The sequence below is a fragment of the Streptomyces sp. BL1 genome, from assembly GCF_057628045.1.
This window is the reverse complement of the sequence record NZ_JBXYWZ010000002.1, coordinates 5,992,380-6,009,903: the sequence shown is the minus strand read 5'-3', so window position 1 is coordinate 6,009,903 and position 17,524 is coordinate 5,992,380. Positions and strand designations below refer to the sequence as shown.

Here is a 17,524-nt window from a genome sequence, read left to right as displayed (position 1 = left end):
GGCCGGATGCCCGGCCGCTTGCCGGCCGGGTCCTCGGCCGTCCGCCCATCGACAGGGCCGTACGAGAGGAGAGGAAGGCAAACCCATGACCACCGCACCCGAGCGTTCCGCCGACCTGTACCCGACTCGCGGCGCCACCGAGGTGGCGACTCCGCGCATGGACCCCGTGGTGTGGTCCGAGCCGGGTGCTCCGGGCCCCTTCACGGGCACGGAACTGGCGGACTTCGAGCGGGACGGGTTCCTCGCCCAGGACGCCCTCATCACCCCCGATGAGGTCGACGTCTACCGCGCGGAACTGGAACGGCTCACCTCGGATCCGGTGCTCCGCGCCGACGAGCGCTCGGTCGTCGAGCCTCAGTCGCAGGAGATCCGGTCCGTGTTCGAGGTGCACAAGATCAGCGAGGTCTTCGCGAACCTGGTGCGTGACCCGAGGGTAGTGGGCCGGGCACGGCAGATCCTGGGCTCGGACGTGTACGTCCACCAGTCCCGGATAAACGTCAAGCCGGGTTTCGGTGCCAGGGGCTTCTACTGGCACTCCGACTTCGAGACGTGGCACGCCGAGGACGGCCTGCCCAACATGCGCACGGTCTCGCTGTCGGTCGCGCTCACCCGCAACCACGACACCAACGGCGGCCTCATGATCATGCCGGGGTCGCACAAGACGTTCCTCGGCTGCTCGGGCGAGACGCCGAGGGACAACTACAAGAAGTCGCTGCAGATGCAGGACGCCGGGACACCGTCCGACGAGGCGCTGGCGAAGTTCGCCGACGCGCACAGCATCAAGCTCTTCACGGGCGAGGCCGGTTCGGCCACCTGGTTCGACTGCAACTGCATGCACGGAAGCGGTGACAACATCACTCCGTACCCGCGGAGCAATGTCTTCATCGTCTTCAACAGCGTGGAGAACACGGCGGTGGAGCCCTTCGCGGCGCCGGTCGCCCGCCCCGAGTTCATCGGTGCGCGGGACTTCACTCCTGTGACGTGACGCTCGGCGCTGTGCGGGGCGCTGTGTGTGCCGCTTCGTGTGACCCGTTGCCTGTGGTGAGTGGCTGCGGTTCGCGTGTGGTTCGCGCAGTTCCCCGCGCCCCTTTCCGGGCTCTCAGGGGCGGGGCCGTGTCGGTCCCGCCCCTTCTCGCGGGTCAGTCCGCCAGTACGTCGAGCAGCCGGTCCACGTCCGCGGGCGTGTTGTAGAAGTGGAAGGCGGCGCGCAGGTTGCCGTCCCGCGCCGACACCCGTACGCCCGCCTCAGCGAGCCGCGGTGCGGCCCCGTCCAGGCCCGGTACGGAGACGATGGCCGCGTCCCCCGCCACGGGGCGGTGGCCCAGCCGGTCCAGTCCGGCGCGGAAGCGGGAGGCCAGCGCGCGGTTCCGGGCGCCGATCGCCTCCTGCCCCGCTTCCTCGACGAGCGCGAGGGAACGGGCGGCGGCCGCGTACGGGAGGAAGCCGGTGCTCTCGTCGAACCGGCGCGCGTCGGGCGCGGGGTGGTCGACCGTGCCGTAGCAGTCGTCCCACGGGCGTGCCGACGACATCATTCCCGCGTGCAGCGGGAGCAGCGCGCCGCTCTCCTGGGTCTCCTGAGGCACCGTCAGGAACGAGACGCCGCGCGGGGACATCAGCCATTTGTAGCCGCCGCACACGGTGTAGTCGAAGTCCCCCGCGGACACCGGCAGCCAGCCCGTGGCCTGCGAGGTGTCCACCAGGGTCCGCGCGCCGACGGCCCGTGCCGCGTCCCGTACGGCTGTCAGGCCGGCCATGCGGCCGTCGGCGGACTGTACGGCGCTCACCGCGACGAGTGCCGTGCCGGGCCGTACGGACGCGGCCAGCTCCTCCAGCGGGACGCGGCGCAGTTTCAGGTCGGACCGTTCGGCGAACGGGTTCGCCACGGAGACGAAGTCGCCCTCGGCGGCGAGCACTTCGGCACCCGGCGGGAGGGCGGCGGCGACCAGTCCGGTGTGCACGGACACCGCGCTGCCGAGGGCGACCCGGGACGCGGGCACGCCCGCGAGCCGGGCGAAGGAGGCCCGCGCCTCGTCGGCCTCGGCGAAGTAGGCGGGCATGTCGATGCGGCCGGCTGCCATGTCGCGTACGCGGGCGTGCAGTACGTCCGCCGCACGGGCGGGAAACAGGCCGTGGGAGGCGGTGTTGAGGTAGGTGCTGTCGGGCGCGAACTCTGCGGCGATCAGACTCTCCATGCGCTCAGTCTCACCGGCCCGCGCCGGGGCGTCCACGCTGATGACGCGCGCGCCCCGGCCCGGACACGGTGTCACTCGTTCCCGGACGGGGTCCGTTCGCCGAGGGTGCCGCCGACGACGGGCAGGTCGAGGGTGCCGGTGTCGTCGGGTGCGCTGCTGACGGTGACGCGCTTGACGCCGTGGTTGCCGTAGTACGCGGCGTCGCCGGCCGCGATGGTGAACTCCAGCCGGTGGCCCGCCTCGTAGCGGTGCGCAATGGCGGGGAGCGTCACGGTGAACGGCTTGGTGGCGTCCTGTACGCGGGCGGGGGCGACGAGCCGGTTCGCCAGGGTGCGGGTGCCGTCGGGGGCGACGTCGTAGACCTTGGCGAAGAGCACCAGATTGCCGGTCACGTCTCCCGAGTCGCCGGTCTGCTGGGCCTGTTCGGCCTTCGGCGAGGTCACCTTGAGCCGGGCCTTCGGCGCGCCGACGACGTCGACGGGGGCGGTGAACGGGGCGGACTTGTAGCTCAGGTGCGTCCCGGGTGCGTCGTACGGCGTCCGCAGGCCGATCCCGGCGGCGGACAGCAGCGACGATTCGGAGTAACTGCTGGGCGCCAGCAGCCAGTTGAGGTACTCGCGGCTGCCGCGCCGTACGGTGCCGCGGCTCGGGGCGAGGGTGCCGTCGCCGGAGAGGTAGAGCCTGCGGGTCTCGCCGGCGGGGTAGGCCGGCGCCGTGCCGTAGGAGGAACCGCCCCCGGACGGGGCCCAGTCGCGGTGGTAGGCGAAGGCGGGTCCGGTGTCGGCCGAGCCGTCGTGCCGGAGGTAGCGGTCGAACCAGGCGGTGACGCGCTTGCCCACGTACGTACTGTCCAACCCGCCGTCGGACAGGCCCGGTTCGGTGGCGGACTGGCCGCTGTGCCCCGACTCCTGCCAGATCATCCGGGTGGGAGTGCCCTGCGCGCGCAGCGTCTCGTACGTCGCCGCCGCCTCGTTGAGGTTGAACAGCGTGTCCTTCTGGCCCTGTACGAGCAGCGTCGGCGCCTTCACACGGCGCAGGGACGCGACGGGCGACGCGTCGCGGATCCGCCGCATGGCCTCCTGGGTCTCCCCCGCGGGGAAGCGGCCCGAGTCGAGCATGCGCTTCGTATCGCACATCTCCCGGGGGAAGTTGACGCAGCCGACGCTCGCCCGGTCCGGGTCGGTGCCCAGTTCCTTCAGGCCCTGGATCTGGCCGAGGAGGTAGAAGCCGTTCGTCCACTGCCACTTGTACGCGCCGGGGACCGCGGGCGTCACGCCGCGGGTGAGGGACGTGTTGTTCGGCACGAGCGAGTACGTCAGATCGTTCCAGGTGATCATCGGGACCAGCGCGTCGACGCGGTCGTCGACGGAGGCCGTGGCCAGCTGCACGGCACCGCCGTACGAGCCGCCGATCATGCCGACGCGGGGGTCGTGCCGGCCGTCGCGCGTCACGAAGTCCGCGCGGGTGCCGTCGTCGGCGGCCCGCTCCCCGCCGAGGAAGTCCACCAGCCGGGAGGCCGCCTCGCCGTCGGTCTTCGGGTCGTCGAGCGAGATGCGGCAGCCGGACTTTCCGAAGCCGAGGCCGGAGTACGAGAGGACCGCGTAGCCGCGCGCGGCGAGCGCCTTGGCGGTGCCCGCGGTGCCGGCGTCGTCCTTGCTGCCGCCGAAGCCGTTGGTGGTGAGCACGGCGGGCACGGGGTGGCCGGCGTCCGAGCCGGACGGCCGGTAGAGGTCGGCGTCGACGACGCAGCGCGTGGCGTCGTTCTCGCCGACGTGCACGGTGAACTTCAGCGGACTGACGCTGTACGGCGCGGCCTCCGCGGCCGGCGCCGCGTGGGCGGGCGCGGACGTCAGCAGAGGCGCGCCGAGCGCCGTACATGCCGCTGCGACCAGAAATCTTCGGACATGACGCGTCATACCGCCTCCTGATCGTCACCTACCAACTGGTAAGTAATGTCGGCGGCAGCTGACGCGAAGTCAAGAGGCGTGCACAGCGGGGCCTTTGGGGACGTCGGGGCGAGCCGCACGGCATGCCCGGACATGACTCGCCCGCAGCGCGGCGGCTCAACCGCCGCGCTGCGGGCGAGTGGTGACTACGGGTCTCAGACCTCCCGGCGGCCGTCTACGCGGCGGGGGAGGTTGAGGGGGTTGTCGTCGCGGAGGGCGAAGGGGAGGAGGACCTCCGGGGTGTTCTGGTACGCCACCGGGCGCAGCCAGCGCTCGATGGCGGTGATCCCGACCGAGGTGGAGGTGGAGGTCGTCGCGGGGTACGGGCCGCCGTGCTGCATGGCGGGCACCACGGCGACGCCCGTGGGCCAGCCGTTCACGAGGACGCGTCCGGCGAGCGGCGCGAGCTGGTCGAGCACGTCAGCGGCGACGCCGTCGCCCGCGGCCTCCTCCGTGGAGAGGTGCAGGGTGGCGGTGAGGTTGCCCGGCAGCCGGGACAGCACCGTCGCGATCTCGTCCTCGTCGCGGTAGCGGGCGACGACGGTGACGGGCCCGAAGCACTCCTCCAGCAGCAGCTCGTACCCCTCGGTGCTGAGCTTCGCCGCGTCGACGGAGAGGAACCCGGCGGTGACCGAGGTGCCCTCCCCCGGGCCGGCCTGCACGGGGGCCTCGACCCCGTCGAGGGCCGCGCGTTCGGTGATCCCGGCGAGGAACGCGTCCCGCATCCGGGTGTCGAGCAGCGTTCCGGGGGCGGCGTCCGCGACCGTCTCCGTCAGGGACTTGAGCAGCCGGTCGCCGGCCGCGCCCTCCGGTGCGAGGACGAACCCGGGCTTGGTGCAGAACTGTCCGACGCCCATCGTCATGGACCCGGCGAGGCCCGTTCCGATGGCCTCGGCCCGCTCCTCCGCCGCGGCCGCGGTGATCACAACCGGGTTGAGGGAACCGAGTTCGCCGTGGAAGGGGATCGGCTTCGGACGGGCCGCGGCCTCGTCGTACAGGGCGCGCCCGCCGCGTACGGAACCGGTGAAGCCGGCGCCGGCGACCAGCGGGTGCCGCACCAGCTCGACGCCCGCCCCGAAGCCGTGCACGAGGGAGAACACGTCCTCGGGCAGGCCCGAGTCGGCGGCAGCGGCGCGGAGTTCACGGGCGCAGATCTCCGCGGTGGCCGGGTGCCCGGGGTGGGCCTTGACGACGACGGGGCAGCCCGCGGCGAGCGCGCTGGCCGTGTCGCCGCCGGGCGCGGAGAAGGCGAGCGGGAAGTTGGAGGCCGCGTAGACCGCGACCACGCCGAGCGGCACCTTGTACCGGCGCAGGTCGGGGCGCGGCGGGGCGGCCTCGGAGTCGGCGTGGTCGATGATGACGTCGAGGTAGCCGCCGTCCTCCACCTCCCCGGCGAAGGCGCGCAGTTGACCGGAGGCGCGGCCGACCTCGCCGGTGAGCCGCGCCTCGCCGAGGGCGGTCTCCAGGTCGGCGGTCCGTACGAGTTCGTCCCGTGCCGCGTCCAGCCGGTCGGCCGCGGCGCGCAGGAACGCCACGCGGGTCGTACGGTCGGCGAGGGCGTCGCGGGAGGCGTGCGCCGCGCGCACCGCGGCGTCCACGTCCGCGGCTGTGGCCTCCGCCGCGACCTGTTCCCGTTGCTTTCCGGTCCGGGGGTCAACGCTCCACACTGGTGTTACCGCCACCGCGAGTTCCTTCCGCAAGCTGCTTGTCGAGCAGGACGGCGCGTTCGATATGCTGAACGTCGTCCCAGTCGGTGAATATCACCGGCTGTGACTCTATGAGCGCCGTCACAAGGGGGTCAAGGTTCGATGTCAGCTGATGAGACGGGCACGGTCGCGGCCGGCACGAGTGCGCTGCCGGGCGGCTCCCAGGTCAAGTCCGCCGTCCGCACAGTGGAGTTGCTGGAGTACTTCGCCGGACGTCCCGGCATGCACTCGCTGGCCGCTGTCCAGGAGGCCGTCGGGTACCCCAAGTCCAGCCTCTACATGCTGCTGCGCACCCTCGTCGAACTCGGCTGGGTGGAGACCGACTCGACCGGCACCCGGTACGGCATCGGGGTGCGCGCGCTGCTGGTGGGCACCTCGTACATCGACGGCGACGAGGCCGTGGCCGCCGCCCGGCCCACCCTCGACCAGCTGTCCGACGACACCACCGAGACCATCCACATGGCCCGGCTGGACGGCACCAACGTGGTCTATCTGGCGACCCGTCAGTCGCAGCACTATCTGCGCCCGTTCACGCGTGTCGGCCGCCGGCTGCCCGCGCACTCCACGTCGCTGGGCAAGGCGCTGCTGGCGACGTACGAGGACGAGGAGGTCCGCAAGCTGCTGCCGGAGACCCTCCCCTCGCTGACCGAGCACACCATCACGGACCGCGAACAGCTCATCGAGGAGCTGCACTTGGTGCGCGAGCAGGGCTACGCGATCGACCGCGAGGAGAACACGCTCGGGCTGCGCTGCTTCGGGATCGCCATTCCGTACCGCACGCCGGCGCGCGACGCCATCAGCTGCTCCGTGCCGGCGGCCCGTCTCACGCCGGCGCACGAACAGCGCATCAAGGACTCCCTGTTCGACGCCCGGGACCGGCTGACGCTGGCGACACGGCGGCTCTGAGACTCCGCGTGTGTCCGCCTCCGCACCGCGGGGGCGGACACGGCGCGGGCCCCACGACACGGCGCAGCGGTGCGGCGGCGTTCCGCGGCACGACGAAGGCCCGGCGCGCAGTGCGCACCGGGCCTTCGGACCTGAGTAGCGGGGACAGGATTTGAACCTGCGACCTCTGGGTTATGAGCCCAGCGAGCTACCGAGCTGCTCCACCCCGCGGCGGTGAAATGAACACTACGGCACGCATGGCCGTGAGGGGAAATCGCTTTCGGCACCGGGCTCCGGCACCCGCTTCCGTCCCGCCCGGCGCCTGCCGTTTTCCGGTTCCGCCGCCCGCAAGGGGCGCGGCCCTCAGCCCTCGTACGCGGCCTCCAGGGCCCGTACGTCGAGCTTCTTCATCCCCATCATGGCCTCCATGACGCGGCCGGACTTCCCCTCGTCGGGGTCCTTGATCATCTCCATGAGCCGGCGCGGCACGATCTGCCAGGACAGGCCGTACTTGTCCTTCAGCCAGCCGCACGGGCCCTCCTGGCCGCCGTCCTCGGTCAGCCTGGTCCAGAGGCGGTCGACCTCCTCCTGCGAGGCGCAGTCCACGCTGAACGAGACGGCCTCGGTGAAGTGGAACTCGGGGCCGCCGTTGAGGCCGGTGTACTGCTGCCCCCCGAGCTCGAAGGTGACGAGCATGGCCGTGCCCTCCTCGCCCGGACCGGCCTTGCCGTAGCGCTGTACGTCGGTGATGCGGGAGTCGTCGAAGAGGGACGTGTAGAACTGCGCCGCCTCCTCGGCCCGGCCGTCGAACCACAGACAGGGGGTGATCTTCTGCATGACGCGCGCTCCTCGCTGTTGCGGCTGTCCCGGTACGGGCCGGCTCTACAGAGGTGGACCGCCGTACGGCCCCGGACTCATCGGCACGGGCCGAGGGAAATGTTCGGCATGTCTGGTTACTCCATTCCCGTACGGGATGGCCTCTGCGACTCTGACGGCGAACCGGGCCCGCGCACATGTGAGTTCGCCGAGGAGGCCGTTCGTATGCCGGAGACGCCACAGCACAGGACAGTGACAGCAGAGGTGGAACTGTCCGCGGGGACCGTCGAGTACGAGGACACCGGCGGTGACGGCCCTGTCGTCGTCCTGGTGCACGGGGTGGTGATGGACGGCTCGCTGTGGCGGCACGTGGTGCGGGATCTGCGCGACGGTCACCGTGTCGTGGTGCCCACCCTGCCGCTGGGCGCGCACCGCATCCCGATGCGGCCGGACGCGGATCTGTCGATGCTCGGCGTGGCGTTACTGGTCGCCGACTTCCTGGAGAAGCTGGACCTGCACGACGTCACCCTCGTCATGAACGACTGGGGCGGCCCGCAGGCGCTGGTCGCGGAGGGCCGGGACAAGCGGATCGGCCGGCTGGTGATCACGTCCTGCGAGGCGTTCGGGAACTCCCCGCCCGGCCCGCCGGGACGCAATCTGGTCCTGCTGTCCCGGCTGCCGCGCGGCATCGGGTTCGCTCTCGCGGCGCGGCTGTTGAAGGTGAAGCCCGCCCAGCGGCTGCCCGTGACGTTCGGCTGGCTGACGAAGCGGCCCATCCCGCAGGACATCATGGAGGGCTGGTTCCGGCCGCTGCGGACCACGCCGGCGATCCGCCGCGACCTGCGCGCGTTCTGCCGGAACGTACCGTCGAAGAGCGAGATGGTGCGCTGGTCGGAGACGCTGCGCGTGTTCGACCGGCCGGCGCTGGTCGCCTGGGCCGCGGAGGACCGTCTGATGCCGCCCGAGCACGGCCGGCGGCTCGCGGGACTGCTGCCGCAGGGCACGCATGTGGAGATCCCCGACAGCTACACCCTCATCCCGGAGGACCAGCCGGCCCTGCTCGCCGGGCACCTGCGGCGGTTCATCGCCGGAGGGAAGCCCGGTGAGAAGCCCGGAGAGGTGATCTGAGCGCCGGCCGGAGGTGCCCGCGGGAGATGAGAGTTCTCTGAGAATGGGCCGCGAAGTGGAACCCGTTCCCCTGTCCGCCGCGTTTCCTCACGGAGATGAACAGGACAGTCAGGCGCGCCTCCGTCGTCATTCTGTGCCTCGTGCTCGCACTGCTGATGCGCGTCACGTGGATGCAGGTCGTCGAGGGCCAGGCGCTCGCGGAGGACGACGACAACCGGCGGAACGCCATCGAGCAGTACGGGCAGCCGTTCGGGGACATCATCGTGGGCGGCAAGCCGGTCACCGGATCCAAGGAGGTCAACAGCGGGGACTTCAAGTACAAGCGGACGTACGACGAAGGCGACCTCTACTCCGCTGTGACCGGTTACAGCTCCCAGGCCCGCGGCGCCACCCAGCTGGAGGGGATCTACCAGAAGCTCCTCTCGGGGCAGGACGACCGGCTCAAGGACCCGATGGACGCGATCACCGGCGATCACACCAAGCCGGGCAACGTGATCACGACCATCGACCCGAAGGTGCAGAAGGCCGGCTACGACACGCTCGGCGACAAGAAGGGCGCGGCCGTCGCCATCGACCCGTCCAACGGCGAGATCCAGGGCCTGGTCAGCACGCCCTCCTACGATCCCTCGAAGATCAGCGGCAGTGAGGACAAGGACGAGGCCGCCTGGAACAAGCTGAACAAGGACAAGGAGAAGCCCATCCTCAACCGGGCGCTCCGCCAGCCCGTTCCGCCGGGCTCCACGTTCAAGCTGGTCGTCGCCGCCGCGGCGCTGGAGAACGGGCTGTACTCCTCGGTCGACGAGAAGACGCACAGCCCCGACCCGTACACGCTGAAGGGCTCGCAGACCGTCCTGAAGAACGAGAGCAGTTCGGCGCCGTGCGAGAACGCCACGATCCGCACCGCGCTCCGCTACTCCTGCAACACCGTCTTCGCGAAGCTCGCCGCCGACCTGGGTGAGAACAAGGTGCGGGCGCAGGCGGAGAAGTTCGGCTTCAACAACGAGAAGCAGGACACGCCGGTGCGCGCGTACAAGAGCATCTACCCCAAGGGGATGGACTCCGCGCAGACCGGCCTCTCGGGCATCGGACAGTACGAAGTGACCGCCACACCGCTGCAGATGGCGATGGTCTCGCAGGCCATCTCGAACGGCGGCGACCTGAGCGATCCGCACATGGTCTCGCAGGTGCAGGACAGCGGCGGCACCGCGCTGCAGACGTACGACAAGAACCCCGAGCGGGTCATGAGCGAGGGTGTCGCGACGCAGCTCAAGTCGGCGATGAAGACGGTCGTCGACGTGGGCACGGGCACGAACGCGAAGATCCCCGGCATGAACGTCGGCGGCAAGACCGGTACGGCGCAGCACGGTGTGGACAACAGCGGTACGCCGTATGCCTGGTTCACGTCCTGGGCGGAGAACAGCCAGGGCAAGAAGCTCGCCGTGGCGGTCGTCGTGGAGGACTCCGACGCGCAGCGGGCCGAGGTCAGCGGCAGCGGTCTGGCGGCGCCGGTCGCCAAGCGGATGATGCAGGCCTCCCTCGGCTGACCGCCGGGAGACCGAAACCGCGCAGGCCCCGGACCCCCAGCCGGGGGACCGAACCGCGGAGACCCCGCACCGGCCGGTGACTCCGGTGCGGGGTCTTCGCTTCTCTCCGTACGGGCGTCAGCCCCGCCGGGTCGCCGCGCGGCTGCGGCTGATCACGCGGGCCAGGCGATTGCCGCCCTCGCGGGACACCTCGCGGAAGCCGAACCGGCGGCGGGCGTAGCCGATGGTCAGGCCGGCCCGCGGGTCGGCGAGGGCCACCGAACCGGCCGCGCCGCCGTGCCCGATGGCGCCCTGCCCGAGGAACGGCTTGCCGATCGTGTACGTCTGGAAGCCGAGCCCGAACTCGTTCCACTCGCCCATCACCAGGTCCGTGCCGGACGACTGGATCTGGCCGAAGTCCGCGACCGTGTCCGCCGTCAGCAGCGGCTCCTCTCCGCCGCCGGGCCCGCCGGTGACGGCCGCCGCGTACAGCCCGGCCAGCCCGCGTGCGGAGGCCACGCCCCCGTACGAGGCGGGCCCCGCGGCGCGCACCGCACGGGAGTTGGGCAGGTCCCAGATCAGCGGGTTGCCGGGGGCGTGGTTGTTGAAGGCGATGCCGTTGAGGCTGTGCGGGGAGGTGGCGGCGGCCTCCATCTCGGCCTGCTGCTCCGGGGTCGGGTACATCGGGTGGATGTCCAGCACCCGGTGCTCCTCCGACTCGGGCAGGCTCATGTAGAAGTCGACGCCGTAAGGGGCGCGCAGCCGTGCCTCGTGGAACTCCTGCATGGTCTTGCCGGTGGTGCGCCGCACCAGTTCGCCGGTGAGCGCGCCGATGGTCAGCGCGTGATAGCCGAAGGCGGTGCCGGGACGCCAGAACGGCCGCTGGGCGCCGGCCCGTTCGGCTGTGAGCCGGTCGTCGTGCAGCTCGTCGAGCGGTATCCCGTCCGTGGCGCCGACCAGTCCCGCGCGGTGGGCGAGCAGGTCGCGCACGGTGATGCCGCCCTTGCCGTGCACCGCGAACTCGGGCCAGTAGTGGGCGACTTCCCGTTCCAGTTCGACCGTGCCCTCCTGGACGAGGAGGGCCAGCACCATGTGCGCGGCGCCCTTCGTGGAGGAGTAGACGGGGATGAGGGAGTCGGCCCCGACGCCGGGCCCGCCCCACAGGTCGACGACGCGCTCGCCGTCCGCGTACGCGGCGAGCTGGGCGCCCAGCCACGGTTCGGCGGCGAGGACCGTCCTCAACTCCTCGCGTACGCCCTCGTATCCGGGGGCCGTGGTGCCGTGCACTGCCAGTGGATCGGTGCTCATGCGTGCGACTCCTCCTGTGGTTCGGGACGCTCTCGTCCGTCACGGTGACCGCCCCTGTGCGGCGCCGTCGTTCCGCGACGCCGACCGGGTGGGTGGCCCTCACAACGATTTCAGGGCCGCCCGTACGGCTTCCAGGTCCGCGTCCGAGGCGAGTCCGCCGTGGTAGAGCCGCAGTTCGTCCGCTCCCAGTTGTCTTGCGTGCTCGGCGTCGGCCGCGAGGGTGTGCGGGGAGCCGCCCATGCCGGAGACGATCCCGAAGTTCGCGGCGAACACGGCGTCGCGGGACGGCGCGTCGGCGCTGCGGTACGCGGCGAAGGGGCCCAGCACGTCCGCGCGTCCGCCCGCTCCCCCGGCGCCTCCGGGGCAGGGCAGCACCACGCCGTCGGCGTGCTCCAGCGCTGCGGCCGGTTCGGCGCCCGCGTTCGCGCCCGTACGGTGTGCCGCCGGGTCGGCGTGCAGCAGCACCCGGAAGCCGGCGCCCGCCCGCTCCCGTACGGCGGCGACGGCCGCACTCCGCAGCCGGTCCGCGGCTCGGCGGCGCCACGCGGCGACCGCCGCGGCCGTCTCCTCGCCCAACAGCCGCCGGATCTGCTCCGCTTCGGTGTTCCTGACCGAGCCGGCGTCCCCGCCCGTTCCCGCGTCCCCGCCCGTTCCGGCGCCGCCGCCCGGGGGCTGTTCGCCCCGCCAGAGCGGTTCGAGTGCGCGGACCACGGCGGAACGCAGGACGTCGGGGTCGGCGCCGGCCTCCGCGTAGCCGGTGCGGCAGTCGGGGCAGAAGCAGAGCGACATCAGATACTCGCCCGCGCCGCCCAGCCGCACGCCCTGCGTCTTGTCGTGCGCGTGCAGGTGCGCGAAGCCGTACCAGCCGCAGGACTCCAGTTCCGTGCCGTGCGTACCGGGCCGTGCCGCGGCCTCGGCGGCGAGCGCCACGAGGTGGTCGCGCACCTGCGGCTGCCCGATGCACGGCGCCCACGGATAGCTGTCGCCGTACGCGTTGCGGACCGTGAGGTGCGGAAACTCCTCGCCGAGCCGGGAGTTGTGGGCGAGCACGACCCACGAGTGCACCTCCAGCCCGGCCGCCGTGAGGGCCTCGGCGGCCTCCCCGTACGCGCCGCCGGGGTGGCCGCTGACGGCCCAGTCCTGCTGGCCGCAGGGGCGCAGCGCGCGGCCCTCCCAGTAGCGGGCCTCCGGCGGGTACAGCACGGCGGAGTGGCGTGCCGTGACGATGCGGCGGGCAGGATGCCGGGGGGTCAGGGCGCGGGTGGAGTGGTAGGCGGAGGCGAGGGTGACCTGCCGGATGCCCAGCGAGGCGAGGCGGGGCGCCGCGTCCGGGTCGCCGATGACGTCCCAGGGGTAGACGAAGGCGGAGACCCGCATCGGCACGTCCTCGGTCGGCATGGGGGGCTCCTCGGTCGGCATGGGGCACTCCTCGGCTCGGACCTTCACAGGGGGCTGTCCACGGATGTGAAACTGCGTCACGCTATGGCGTGGCCGAGCGGGGGTCAATACTCCTGCGGCACCTCAACGGGCCACCGGGAACGCCTCCTTGACGGTCCGGGCCGCACTCCCTAGCGTCGCTCCATATCTGAACATCGTCCATGGACGGAGACCAGCCGATGCCCGCTCCCCGCACCGTTCTGCTCACCGGCGCCGCCGGCGGCGTCGGCACGCTGATGCGCGAACTGCTGCCCTCGTACGGCTACGACGGGCTGCGGCTCCTCGACCTCCAGCCGGTCGGGGACGCGCGCGAGTCGGAGACGGTGTACACCGCCGACCTCGGCGACCCGGCGGACACGGACACGGTGCGGAAGGCCGTGGAGGGCGTCGACGCGATCGTGCATCTCGCGGGCATCTCCCTGGAGTCCACGTTCGACAAGATCCTGCGCGCCAACATCGAGGGCACCTACCGGCTGTACGAGGCGGCGCGCGAAGCCGGCGTCCGGCGCGTCGTGTTCGCGTCGTCCAACCACGCGGTCGGCTTCACCCCCGCGCCGGGCGCCGGGGAGCGGCCCATCCCGGTGGACACGCCGCACCGCCCGGACACCTACTACGGCCTGTCCAAGTCCTTCGGCGAGGACCTCGCGCAGTTCTACTGGGACAAGCACGGCATCGAGACGGTGTCCGTCCGCATCGGCTCCCTCTTCCCCGTGCCGAAGTCCGTACGGATGCTGTCGATCTGGCTCAGCCCGCAGGACGGGGCACGTCTGCTGCACGCGGCGCTGACGGCGGAGGACGTGGGGCACACCGTGGTGTACGGCTCCTCGGCCAACACCCGCCTGTGGTGGGACCTTTCCTCGGCCCGCGCGCTGGGGTACGAGCCGCAGGACGACTCCGAGCCGTACGCCGCGGACCTCCTCGCCGAACAGGGCGAACCGGCCCCCGGCAGCGCCGACGCCACCTGGCTCGGCGGCAGCTTCTGCACAAACCCACCCATCTGGCCGCACTGACAAGGGCGCTGGGCGAAGGCAGGGGGCGCGAAGATAAGGGGCGCGGGGAACTGCGCGAAAAGGGGCGCGGGGAACTGCGCAAACCACACGCGAACCGCACCCCGAAACGCACCCCGCCGGAGCGCCCCCGCTTCGAACCGCCCCCGCAGGGGAAGGTACCGCCGGTGACCACCCCCCGGAGCCTCACCTTCGTCGTAGGCACAGGAAGAAGCGGCTCGACGGCGCTGTCCCGCATCCTCCGCCTGCACCCGGACATCCTCAGCCTCAACGAGCTGTTCGCCTGCATGGGCCAGGACGCGCTCACCGAACGGGCCGTGGACGGGCGGGAGTTCTGGCGGCTGATCACCGCGCCGTTCCCCGCCTTCGACACCCTGATCCGCAGCGGGGCGCCGCTTCCGGAGTTCCTCTACAACCGGCACCCCGAGTGGCGCTACGCGGCGGACACGACGGGGATCCCGGGCGTCAGCCTGATGGCGCTGCCCCATCTCACCGACGACCCGGACGCGTTGCTGGACGCGCTGGAGCCCGAGGTGACGGCGTGGCCCGTACGCCCGGTGCCGCGTCACTGGGAGGCGTTCTTCGGAGCGCTCGCCGCCCGGTGCGGGGAGCCGCACGCGGCGGTCGAGCGCTCCGGGTACTCGCTGGGCCGGGTGCCCCTGCTGCGGTCGCTGTTTCCGGAGGCGCGCTTCGTGCACCTGTACCGGGACGGCCCCGACTGCGCGCTGTCGATGAGCCGGCACCCCGGCTACCGGATGATCGCCCTGCTGCACGAGATGACGGCGCTCTGCGGTCTCGGCTCCCTCTTCGAACTCACCCCGGACCACGCGAAGTTGCTGCCCCCGGACCTGGCGCCGCTGCTGGGTGACCGGTTCGACGCGGCGCTGCTGATGGAGCGGCCCATGCCGGTCACCGGGTTCGGCGCGCTGTGGTCCGAGCTGATCACCGAGGGGGTGGCGCACCTGGAGCGGGTGCCGCGGGAGCTGCGTACGGACCTCTCGTACGAGCTGCTGCTGGACGATCCGCGGGGCGAACTCGCCCGCCTGGCGGCCTTCGTGGGCGTCGAACCGCTGCCCGGCTGGCTCGACGCGGGCAGCGCCCACCTGGACGGGGGTCGCCGCGGCTCCGCGCTGCGTCTGCCCGGGGCCGAACTGGCCGCGCTGCGCGGGCAGTGCGCCGCCGGCACGCGCGCGCTCGGCGGCTGACCGGCGAACCCCGGCCCTCTCGCGGGCGCGGGCCTGTGGGCATGATGGGTCCGCAAGCGATCACCGGCTCATCTGGGGGACCCACCCGCCATGCACAGCACCGACCTCGTACGTCTCGCCGCCGATTCCGGGGACAACACGGCACTCTCCGACCTGCTGCACTCGGGCATCGTCAGCTGGATCATCCTGGGCCTGGTCGCCGGTACGGTCGCCAAGGTGATCCTGCCCGGGCGCGATCCGGGCGGCGTCGTCGGAACGGCGCTCATCGGCATCGCGGGCGCGTTCGTCGGCGGCTGGCTCTCGGCGACGTTTCTCGACAAGCCGATAGAGAACAACGTCGTCGACCCGGCCCTGTGGGTGTCCGCGATCGCGGGCTCGCTGGTCCTCCTCGTGGCGTACCGCATCTTCTTCGGCCACTCCCGCGAACGCCACCGCCACTGACCGGACATGCGCGGTTAGGTATACCGAAAACACCCGGTGACCGATGCCGCACGCGGCGCCCCCGGTACACGCTGAGTGCTCCTTCCGGAACGGAACTCGAAGGCAGGAGCACATGCGGGACTCTCAGTACGCCGGTCCGGCCGGCCTGGCCGGACGCGAAGCCGCGGTCGGCGAACTCGTCGGTCTGCTGCGGGAGAAGCGTCTGGTGGCGGTGACCGGCCCCGGCGGTGTGGGCAAGAGCGCCCTGGCCGCCGAGGCCGCGCACCGTACGGCCAGGACTCCCGGGCGCTGGTGGGCGGTCGGCGGCACCGACGTCGCGGCGCTCGACGACCCCGGCCTGCTGCCCCGTCAACTGGCCTTCGCGCTGGGGCTGGACGGCTTCCGGGAGCAGGACGGACTGCCCGCGCTGGCGAAGGCGGTGGGCGACCGTCCGGCGCTGCTGGTGGTGGACACCTGCGAGCGCCTGGTGAACATCTGCGCCTCCGCCTTCCGGATGCTGATCGGCGAGTGCCCCGGCCTGCGCGTGTTGCTCACCAGCAGACTTCCCGTGACCGCCCCGGCCACGTTCCCGCTGCGGACCTTCCCGCTCGACACCGCGACCGACGTGTTCACCGAGAGCTCCGCACGGCTCGCCGGGGACAGTTTCGCGATGGAGCCCGAACAGGCGCGGCACATCTGCGCGTTGCTCGACGGCCTGCCGCTGGCGCTGCGGATCGCGGCCGGACAGCTCGCCCACCGGTCGGCCGACGATCTGCTGTCGTGCGTCTCCGAGGAGGAGACCATGCTGGATCTGCCCTCCCCGGAGCCCGGGGCACCGGAACGCCAGCTGACGCTGCGGAGTTCGCTCCGGTGGAGCCTCGGGCTGTGCACGCAGGAGGAGCAGCTGCTCTGGGGGCGCGGCAGCGTCTTCCCCGGCGCCTTCACACTCAAGGACGCGCTGCGGGTCTGCTGCGACGAACGGCTCCCCGCCGACGCGCTGACCACCGCGTTCGTCGGTCTCGTACGGCAGCTGCTGATCGTCCCGGATCCCAAGCCGTACGGCACGTCCTTCCGGATGCCGCGGATCACGCGCGCGTACGGGAAGCAGTGGCTCCAACAGCTGGGCGAGGACAGGGAGTTCCGGCGCCGCTGCCTGAGCTGGTCGCTGGCCTGTCCCGAACCCCGGTGACAGCCGGGTCCCGGGTCACGATGACGGCGGGCCCGGGCCCCGGTCAGCCTCCTCGCGGGGCGCACCCCGCCCGGTCCAGCGCCGCCCGCGCCAGCGAACGGGCGGTGTGCACGGGGGACTCGATCAGAGTCAGGCCGCTGAGCACCGTCGCGCCCTCGTGCAGCAGCAGCAGCTCGTCGGCCAGGCCGTCGGCGTCCCCGGCGTCGGCCTGCGCGGCGAGTTCCCGCAGAAAGCCGTGCAGCCAGCGCTTCTGCTCCGCGATGGCCGTACGGCCCGGGTGCGCCGGATCCGGCAGCTCAGCCGCCGCGTTGACGAAGCCGCAGCCCCGTGAGTTCTCCCGGCGCATCCAGGTGCCGAGCACATCGAAGGTGGCCAGCACCTTCCCGTACGCGTCCGCACCGCCGTGCTCTTCGACGCCGCGGGTGAGGAACTCCCGCCAGCGCAGGTCGCGTTCGTGCAGATACCGCGCGACCAGTGCCTCCTTCGAGCCGAAGCGGTCGTAGAGCGTCTTCTTCGTGACGCCCGCCTCCTTGGCGATCAGGTCGACCCCCACGGCCGTGATGCCGTGCCCGTAGAAGAGCTCCGCCGCGGCGTCGAGGATCTTGCGCGCGCCGGGAGTCAGCTCCGCGTCCCGCTCCATCTCCCGCCTCCTTCCGACTCCAGGGGTGCACCCTTACGCTAAACCGATCGGTCTAGTTTACGCCATGTCCAGGATCCGGAGTCCGGGTCCGGGTTCCGGAGCCCCGGTCCAGGATTCGGAGT

Annotated in this window: 15 protein-coding genes and 1 tRNA gene; 8 read left to right on the top strand and 8 right to left on the bottom strand. The window is 71.9% G+C overall.

Translation table 11 applies throughout. The features are described from left to right. The first annotated feature begins 85 nt into the window (after window positions 1–85). Window positions 86–985, top strand: a complete 900-nt coding sequence (gene thpD, locus AC3AGO_RS26375) for an ectoine hydroxylase (protein ID WP_487822722.1) — start codon at window positions 86–88, stop codon at window positions 983–985. A 154-nt stretch (window positions 986–1,139) separates the two neighbouring features. On the opposite strand, the gene AC3AGO_RS26370 is transcribed toward thpD, so the two are convergent. From AC3AGO_RS26370 to AC3AGO_RS26360, 3 genes are all read right to left on the bottom strand, one after another. After that, on the bottom strand, window positions 1,140–2,192 hold the full coding sequence (locus tag AC3AGO_RS26370) for an aminotransferase class V-fold PLP-dependent enzyme (protein ID WP_487822721.1): 1,053 nt from the start codon (window positions 2,190–2,192) through the stop codon (window positions 1,140–1,142). A 71-nt stretch (window positions 2,193–2,263) separates the two neighbouring features. Further along, window positions 2,264–4,108, bottom strand: coding sequence for a CocE/NonD family hydrolase (locus tag AC3AGO_RS26365; protein WP_487822720.1), 1,845 nt, complete (start codon window positions 4,106–4,108; stop codon window positions 2,264–2,266). A 185-nt stretch (window positions 4,109–4,293) separates the two neighbouring features. Continuing rightward, on the bottom strand, window positions 4,294–5,820 hold the full coding sequence (locus AC3AGO_RS26360; protein WP_487822719.1) for an aldehyde dehydrogenase (NADP(+)): 1,527 nt from the start codon (window positions 5,818–5,820) through the stop codon (window positions 4,294–4,296). A 126-nt stretch (window positions 5,821–5,946) separates the two neighbouring features. On the opposite strand from AC3AGO_RS26360, the gene AC3AGO_RS26355 reads away from it, so the two are divergent. After that, the gene (locus AC3AGO_RS26355) at window positions 5,947–6,750 is read left to right on the top strand and encodes an IclR family transcriptional regulator (RefSeq protein WP_487822718.1); all 804 of its coding nucleotides are present in this window, start codon (window positions 5,947–5,949) and stop codon (window positions 6,748–6,750) included. Window positions 6,751–6,886: 136 nt separating this feature from the next. On the opposite strand, the gene AC3AGO_RS26350 is transcribed toward AC3AGO_RS26355, so the two are convergent. Next, window positions 6,887–6,960: transfer RNA gene (locus AC3AGO_RS26350), tRNA-Met, on the bottom strand. A 132-nt stretch (window positions 6,961–7,092) separates the two neighbouring features. Further along, a complete protein-coding gene (locus AC3AGO_RS26345; RefSeq protein ID WP_487822717.1) occupies window positions 7,093–7,566 on the bottom strand; it encodes a VOC family protein in 474 nt (157 codons plus the stop codon). Window positions 7,567–7,770: 204 nt separating this feature from the next. Between AC3AGO_RS26345 and AC3AGO_RS26340 the strand changes: the two genes are divergently transcribed. Together AC3AGO_RS26340 and AC3AGO_RS26335 are read left to right on the top strand one after the other, a co-directional pair. After that, on the top strand, window positions 7,771–8,673 hold the full coding sequence (locus AC3AGO_RS26340) for an alpha/beta fold hydrolase (protein WP_487822716.1): 903 nt from the start codon (window positions 7,771–7,773) through the stop codon (window positions 8,671–8,673). 95 nt (window positions 8,674–8,768) lie between these two features. Then, the gene (locus AC3AGO_RS26335; protein WP_487822715.1) at window positions 8,769–10,217 is read left to right on the top strand and encodes a peptidoglycan D,D-transpeptidase FtsI family protein; all 1,449 of its coding nucleotides are present in this window, start codon (window positions 8,769–8,771) and stop codon (window positions 10,215–10,217) included. 117 nt (window positions 10,218–10,334) lie between these two features. Here the strand turns inward: AC3AGO_RS26335 and AC3AGO_RS26330 are convergent, their stop codons facing one another. After that, complete coding sequence (locus AC3AGO_RS26330) at window positions 10,335–11,504, bottom strand: serine hydrolase domain-containing protein (RefSeq protein WP_487822714.1); 1,170 nt, start codon at window positions 11,502–11,504, stop codon at window positions 10,335–10,337. 99 nt (window positions 11,505–11,603) lie between these two features. Beyond that, window positions 11,604–12,881, bottom strand: coding sequence for a hypothetical protein (locus AC3AGO_RS26325; protein ID WP_487824826.1), 1,278 nt, complete (start codon window positions 12,879–12,881; stop codon window positions 11,604–11,606). Between the two features lie 239 nt (window positions 12,882–13,120). Between AC3AGO_RS26325 and AC3AGO_RS26320 the strand changes: the two genes are divergently transcribed. From AC3AGO_RS26320 to AC3AGO_RS26305, 4 genes are all read left to right on the top strand, one after another. Next, window positions 13,121–13,951 (top strand): NAD-dependent epimerase/dehydratase family protein, encoded by an 831-nt coding sequence (locus tag AC3AGO_RS26320; RefSeq protein ID WP_487822713.1) that lies wholly within the window; start codon window positions 13,121–13,123, stop codon window positions 13,949–13,951. Window positions 13,952–14,115: 164 nt separating this feature from the next. Continuing rightward, the gene (locus tag AC3AGO_RS26315; protein ID WP_487822712.1) at window positions 14,116–15,153 is read left to right on the top strand and encodes a sulfotransferase; all 1,038 of its coding nucleotides are present in this window, start codon (window positions 14,116–14,118) and stop codon (window positions 15,151–15,153) included. A 90-nt stretch (window positions 15,154–15,243) separates the two neighbouring features. Further along, window positions 15,244–15,594, top strand: a complete 351-nt coding sequence (locus AC3AGO_RS26310) for a GlsB/YeaQ/YmgE family stress response membrane protein (RefSeq protein WP_487822711.1) — start codon at window positions 15,244–15,246, stop codon at window positions 15,592–15,594. Window positions 15,595–15,706: 112 nt separating this feature from the next. Further along, window positions 15,707–16,762, top strand: a complete 1,056-nt coding sequence (locus tag AC3AGO_RS26305) for an ATP-binding protein (RefSeq protein ID WP_487822710.1) — start codon at window positions 15,707–15,709, stop codon at window positions 16,760–16,762. Between the two features lie 43 nt (window positions 16,763–16,805). Here AC3AGO_RS26305 and AC3AGO_RS26300 read toward each other — a convergent pair whose 3' ends face one another. Continuing rightward, complete coding sequence (locus tag AC3AGO_RS26300) at window positions 16,806–17,402, bottom strand: TetR/AcrR family transcriptional regulator (protein WP_487822709.1); 597 nt, start codon at window positions 17,400–17,402, stop codon at window positions 16,806–16,808. Window positions 17,403–17,524: the final 122 nt, after the last annotated feature.